Annotated in this window: 6 protein-coding genes; all 6 read left to right on the forward strand. The window is 56.0% G+C overall.

Going from position 1 to position 6,133, the window contains the following annotated elements:
• The first annotated feature begins 1 nt into the window (after position 1).
• The 6 genes from hflK to IB236_RS03915 all read left to right on the forward strand — a co-directional run bounded on the left by hflK (position 2) and on the right by IB236_RS03915 (position 5,726).
• A complete protein-coding gene (hflK, locus tag IB236_RS03890) occupies positions 2 to 1,372 on the forward strand; it encodes an FtsH protease activity modulator HflK (protein WP_192418923.1) in 1,371 nt (456 codons plus the stop codon).
• A 9-nt stretch (positions 1,373 to 1,381) separates the two neighbouring features.
• A complete protein-coding gene (hflC, locus tag IB236_RS03895; RefSeq protein WP_056061999.1) occupies positions 1,382 to 2,290 on the forward strand; it encodes a protease modulator HflC in 909 nt (302 codons plus the stop codon).
• Between the two features lie 30 nt (positions 2,291 to 2,320).
• Positions 2,321 to 2,500: a DUF2065 domain-containing protein gene (locus IB236_RS03900; RefSeq protein ID WP_347707488.1), complete on the forward strand. Its 180-nt coding sequence runs from the start codon at positions 2,321 to 2,323 to the stop codon at positions 2,498 to 2,500.
• Positions 2,501 to 2,590: 90 nt separating this feature from the next.
• Positions 2,591 to 3,739: an ATP phosphoribosyltransferase regulatory subunit gene (locus IB236_RS03905; RefSeq protein ID WP_116749455.1), complete on the forward strand. Its 1,149-nt coding sequence runs from the start codon at positions 2,591 to 2,593 to the stop codon at positions 3,737 to 3,739.
• 27 nt (positions 3,740 to 3,766) lie between these two features.
• Complete coding sequence (locus IB236_RS03910) at positions 3,767 to 5,143, forward strand: adenylosuccinate synthase (protein WP_056743262.1); 1,377 nt, start codon at positions 3,767 to 3,769, stop codon at positions 5,141 to 5,143.
• A gap of 58 nt (positions 5,144 to 5,201) precedes the next feature.
• Positions 5,202 to 5,726 (forward strand): phosphoribosyltransferase, encoded by a 525-nt coding sequence (locus IB236_RS03915; RefSeq protein WP_056062011.1) that lies wholly within the window; start codon positions 5,202 to 5,204, stop codon positions 5,724 to 5,726.
• Positions 5,727 to 6,133 lie beyond the last annotated feature (407 nt).

The raw sequence follows: 6,133 nt of genomic DNA on the forward strand, positions 1-6,133 counted from the left end.
CATGAATTTTCATACTCGCACCCTACGCTGGGCTTCATTGCCGGACCGTATTCGGGGCATGTTCAATCTGAACGATCCACGCTGGGGTCGCGGGGATGATAAGTCGGAGGACGGTAGCGTGCGCCCTGAGGATCGACCTGCAGCGCCACCCGCAGGTCAGAGGGGTGGGGATCAGCGGCCAAGCAATGGCCAGCAGCCGCCTGATCTCGACGAGCTCTGGCGTGACCTTAATCGCAAGCTTGGCAGTCTGTTCGGGGGAAAGAATGGTTCTGGCCGTGGCCCGGGAGGCGGGGCTGGCGGTGGCTTTCAACCTGATATGAAAAGCGCCGGTGTGGGGGTTGGCTTGATTGCTGGCATTGCGTTCGTGATCTGGATGGGCACAGGTTTCTTCATAGTGCAAGAAGGCCAGCAAGCCGTCATTACGCAATTCGGCAAGTACAAAAGCACCGTGGGTGCAGGTTTTAACTGGCGCTTGCCTTACCCAATTGAGCGTCATGAGCTCGTTTTTGTGACGCAAATTCGCTCCGCTGATGTGGGGAGGGACACGGTCATCAAAAGCACGGGCTTGAGAGAGTCCGCGATGCTGACCGAAGACGAAAACATCGTGGAGATCAAGTTTGCTGTTCAGTATCGCCTGAGCGATGCCAGGGCATGGCTTTTCGAAAGCAAGAATCCCTCAGATGCAGTGGTTCAAGCAGCTGAGACCGCCGTTCGCGAGGTGGTGGGCAAGATGCGCATGGACACGGCATTGGCTGAAGAGCGAGATCAGATTGCGCCTCGCGTTCGCGCGCTCATGCAGACCATATTGGACCGTTACAAAGTTGGCGTAGAAGTTGTTGGCATCAATTTGCAGCAGGGCGGTGTGCGGCCGCCTGAGCAGGTGCAGTCCTCCTTCGATGATGTCCTCAAAGCTGGACAGGAGCGCGAGCGTGCCAAAAACGAGGCACAGGCTTACGCGAATGATGTGATTCCACGCGCTGTGGGCTCTGCCTCTCGTCTGAACGAGGAGGCTGCTGCGTACAAGGCGAGGATCGTTGCACAGGCTCAAGGTGACTCGCAACGGTTTGCTTCTATTTTGGCGGAGTACCAGAAGGCTCCACAGGTAACCCGTGATCGTATGTATCTGGACACGATGCAGCAGATTTATGGCAACGTGACCAAGGTGCTGGTGGAGTCGCGTCAAGGCTCCAATTTGCTGTACCTGCCGCTCGACAAAATTATGCAAGGCGTAGCAAGCGGGTCCGGAGCGCTGGATGCCCCTGCGGCCACCAGCTCGCCTCCAGCGGTGGCACCAGCAACACCCGCACCAACCTTTTCGAATGACGCTCGCGCGCGCGACACCAGCCGCACCCGTGAACGTGAATCCCGCTAGGAGTAGTTCGTGAACAGAGTCGGTTTTATTGCATCTACCCTTCTGGTGGTGCTTGCTCTCATGAGCTCCATGCTTTTTGTTGTGGACCAGCGGCAGTTTGGAGTGTTGTATGCACTGGGTCAGATCAAAGAAGTGATCACGGAGCCTGGCCTCAATTTCAAGCTGCCTCCTCCATTTCAGAACGTCACCTACATAGACAAGCGTTTGCTGACCTTGGACAGCACGGACACCGAGCCCATGTTGACCGCTGAAAAGCAGCGTGTCGTTATCGACTGGTATGTGCGCTGGCGCATTTCCGAGCCCACTGAGTACATTCGCAACGTTGGGCTGGATGAGACGGCGGGCGCCATGCAGCTCAATCGGGTGGTTCGCAATGCTTTCCAGGAGGAAATCAACAAGCGCACGGTGAAAGAGCTGCTCTCACTCAAACGCGAAGCGCTGATGGCTGATGTCAAGCGCGAGGTCTTGGAGACAGTTCGTGGTTCCAAGCCCTGGGGGGTTGATGTGGTGGATGTGCGTATTACCCGTGTTGATTACGTGGAAGCCATCACTGAATCTGTGTACCGGCGCATGGAAGCGGAGCGAAAGCGCGTGGCCAATGAGTTGCGCTCTACAGGGGCTGCAGAAGGCGAAAAAATTCGTGCAGACGCAGATCGTCAGCGCGAGATCACAATCGCCAATGCCTATCGGGATGCCCAAAAGCTGAAAGGTGAGGGCGACGCGGAAGCGGCCCGCATCTACGCCGAAGCGTTTGGCAAAGATCCTCAATTTGCCCAGTTTTATCGCAGTCTCGAGGCGTACAAGGGCAGTTTCAATAAGAAAAGCGATGTGATGGTGCTGGACCCATCGTCCTCTGACTTCTTCAAGGTCTTTCGCGGCTCAGCGTCTGCATCGGCGCCTGTTGCTCCACGCAAGTAAACAAGTGGCGCTGGTTGTGAGAGGTGAATGATGTGGGACAGTCTTTGGACGGCATTTGCCTTGGTCCTGGTAATTGAGGGTTTTTTGCCTTTTTTGTCCCCCCAGGTTTGGAAACGTACGGTTGCGCAGATCGCTCAATTGCAGGATGGCCAAATACGCTTTTTCGCATTGTTGGCCCTTGCTGCGGGTCTCCTGATGCTTTGTTTCTGAACGCTGTCACACCCCTCGACTAGGAGATTCCTTGGGGAGTCTCGCCCGGTCCCGGTAGAATCACGGTTTTAACAGCCTCCCCTTTTCTCCATGTCTGCTTGGGTCCTTCCGGATCACATTGCCGATGTCTTGCCGTCTGAAGCGCGGCACATCGAAGAATTGCGTCGCGGGCTGCTTGATACAGCCCGTTGTTATGGTTATGAGTTGGTGATGCCCCCGCTGTTGGAGCATCTGGAATCTCTCCTTACGGGCACTGGCGAAGCGCTGGATCTGCAAACCTTCAAACTGGTGGACCAGCTATCTGGTCGTTCCATGGGGCTGCGAGCTGATACGACTCCGCAGGTTGCTCGCATTGATGCGCATTTGCTCAATCGCAAAGGTGTGACACGTCTTTGCTACTGTGGTCCTGTGTTGCACACGCGTCCTGACCGCCCCCATGCCACCCGCGAGCCTCTTCAGTTTGGTGCCGAAATCTATGGGCATACCGGGCTGGAGGCCGACCTTGAGGCTTTGCAGTTAGCTCGGGAGTGTTTGCGAGTTGCCAATGTTCGCGACACAACGATTGATCTTGCGGACGTGCGCATCGTCCGCAGCCTGTTGGCTGGTGTGAGCGTGAGCCCGCAACTGCTCAGCGGCATTCATTCTGCTTTGGCGGCCAAGGATGCGGGAGAGTTGACAGTCTTGACGCGTGGCTTTCCTGAAGATTCTCGGCAAGGCCTTCTTGCTCTTGTCCAGTTATATGGAGACTCCGCTGTTCTGGCTGAGGCTGAAAATGCGCTGAAGCGCATTTCTGGTGTGTCTCAAGTGCTATCAAATTTGAAGTGGTTGGCGTCGCGTCTTGACGGAGCCTCTGTTACTTTCGACTTGGCTGATTTGCGTGGATATGCCTACTACAGCGGTGCGCGCTTCGCGATCTATGCGCCCGGTGCCAGCGATGCCCTGGTGCGCGGCGGCCGGTACGACGAGGTGGGGGCAGTGTTTGGTCGAAATCGTCCTGCGGCGGGATTCAGTTTGGACATCAAGCAGGTGGTTGGCGTGGTGCCCCCCCGTGCGCTGAAAGCCGCCATTCGTGCTCCTTGGGGCGAGGCCGCGGATGTGAATGCTGCGATTGGAGAGCTTCGGTCCGCCGGGGAAACAGTGGTGTGTGTTTTGCCAGGGCACGAGAGTGAGGTGGATGAGTTCCACTGTGATCGTGAACTGGTTCAGGTTGCGGGCCGTTGGGTCGTGCAGGCTGTTTGAGCAATTGTCATTTGAATTGGGTTTGAGATGAAAGCAACCAAAGGTCGCAACGTAGTGGTGGTCGGTACCCAGTGGGGCGACGAAGGCAAAGGCAAGTTGGTCGATTGGCTGACGGAGAGCGCTCAAGGGGTTGTGCGTTTCCAGGGGGGGCACAACGCTGGCCACACACTGGTGATCAATGGTGTGAAGACGGCGCTGCATTTGATCCCGAGCGGCATCATGCGCCCTGGGGTCAAGTGCTACATCGGCAATGGCGTGGTACTTTCTGCAGCGAAGTTGTTTGAGGAAATTGAGGGGCTTGAGAAAGCCGGTGTCGAGGTTCGTTCGCGCCTGCGTATCAGCGAGGCTTGCCCGCTGATCCTGCCTTTCCACGCGGCAATTGATGTTGCGCGTGAGGCGGCCCGAGAGCAGGGCGGGGCTGAGAAGATTGGTACCACCGGCCGTGGCATTGGTCCAGCTTACGAGGACAAGATTGCCCGCCGTGCCTTGCGCGTACAGGACTTGAAGTACCCTGAGCGATTTGCTTCCAAGCTGCGCGAATTGCTGGATTTGCATAACCATGTGCTCACCACGTACCTGGGCTCTGCAAAGTTCGTTTTTGGCGATGCGCTGAAGCCATACATCCAGGATGGCAAGGTGCAGTTTGATGTCGTGTACGCCGAAGCCATGCGCCATGCAGAGTTGCTGAAGCCCATGATGGCTGATGTGTCGCGTGAACTCAATGAGGCCAATCGCGCGGGTGCCAATCTTCTGTTTGAGGGCGCTCAAGGGACCCTGCTGGATGTAGACCATGGCACATACCCGTATGTCACCTCCAGTAACTGCGTGGCGGGGAACGCCGCTGCGGGATCTGGCGTGGGGCCGGGCATGCTTCATTACATCCTCGGTATCACCAAGGCGTATTGCACCCGCGTTGGTGGCGGGCCTTTCCCTACAGAGTTGGATTGGGAAGTGCCTGGTACGCCCGGTTATCACATGAGCACGGTGGGCGCTGAAAAGGGCGTGACAACGGGGCGTAGCCGTCGCTGTGGCTGGTTTGATGCAGCTTTGTTGAAGCGCAGCGCCCAAGTCAATGGTCTTACTGGCCTTTGCATCACCAAGCTGGATGTGCTGGACGGGTTGAACGAGTTGTTGCTGTGCACGGGCTACGAGCTCGACGGTCAGCGTATTGATTTGCTTCCCATGGGCGCTGAGGACATCGCTCGGTGCACGCCAATTTATGAAACGCTGCCCGGCTGGAGTGATTCCACCGTCGGGGTGACCGAGTACGACAAACTGCCCGAAAGTGCGCGCCGCTATCTTGAGCGTATCGAAGAAGTGACGGGGGTTCCGATCGACATGATCTCAACCAGTCCTGATCGCGACCATACGATCATGATGCGCCATCCTTATGTCGCCGTCTGATCTGCAGTTTTGCCTTGCTGCCATCAAGTAAACGCCAACTATTCAGGAATCATCCACTATGTTGACCGAAGACGGAAAACACCTCTATGTCAGCTATGACGAGTACCACAGCCTCATCGAAAAGCTGGCGCTGAAAGTTCATCAGTCGGGTTGGGCGTTCGACACCATTCTCTGTCTCGCGCGCGGTGGGTTGCGCCCAGGTGACATTCTCAGTCGTATCTTTGACAAGCCGTTAGCCATCATGTCTACGAGCTCCTACCGTGCCGAGGCAGGAACGGTGCAAGGACATCTTGATATTGCACGCTTTATCACCACACCCAAGGGTGAAATTGCAGGGCGCGTGCTCTTGGTCGATGATCTGGCTGACTCAGGGCACACCTTGCACGCGGTGATCAACATGCTCAAGACCAACTACGCGCCCATCACCGAGCTACGTAGCGCCGTGATCTGGACGAAGGGTCTATCGACGTTTTCCCCAGATTACTCCGTGGAGTTTTTGCCGAGCAATCCTTGGATCCATCAGCCCTTTGAGGGCTACGACAGCCTGAGTCCGGAGAAGCTGCTAGAAAAGTGGCGAGTCTGATTTTTCTCGCCGGCCCTGAAAGTCGTGCTATAGTTGAAGGCTCCGCTACTGAGACCTGAGCGCAAAAGTGTTGGGGTCGATGGGGTGGTTTGTGGTGGTGCTTAGGTGCTGCGGCAGATGGCCCGGAAGGTTGGCGAAGAAAGTTTGGTTTTGTCTTCTTGGTGGTTAAAACCGGTATAGAATACAAGGCTTCGCTCGGTGGAGATGGTTGCTGCGGATTGCAGATGATCGTTGAAGCAGGGTGAAAAAAGAAAGCAAAAGTTTGACAGTTCTTCAAAAACTGTGCTAGAATTCAAGGCTTCGCTGATCGCAGCGAGGTTTGCAAAATGAAGAAGATTTTGGTCTGATTTGTTTTGTTGGGATCCTTAAAAATATACAGCCGATAAGCGTGGGCGTTTGATGGCGAG

Origin of the sequence: Acidovorax sp. ACV02, from assembly GCF_014851475.1 — a bacterium.
Classification (GTDB): Bacteria; Pseudomonadota; Gammaproteobacteria; order Burkholderiales; family Burkholderiaceae_C; genus Acidovorax; species Acidovorax delafieldii.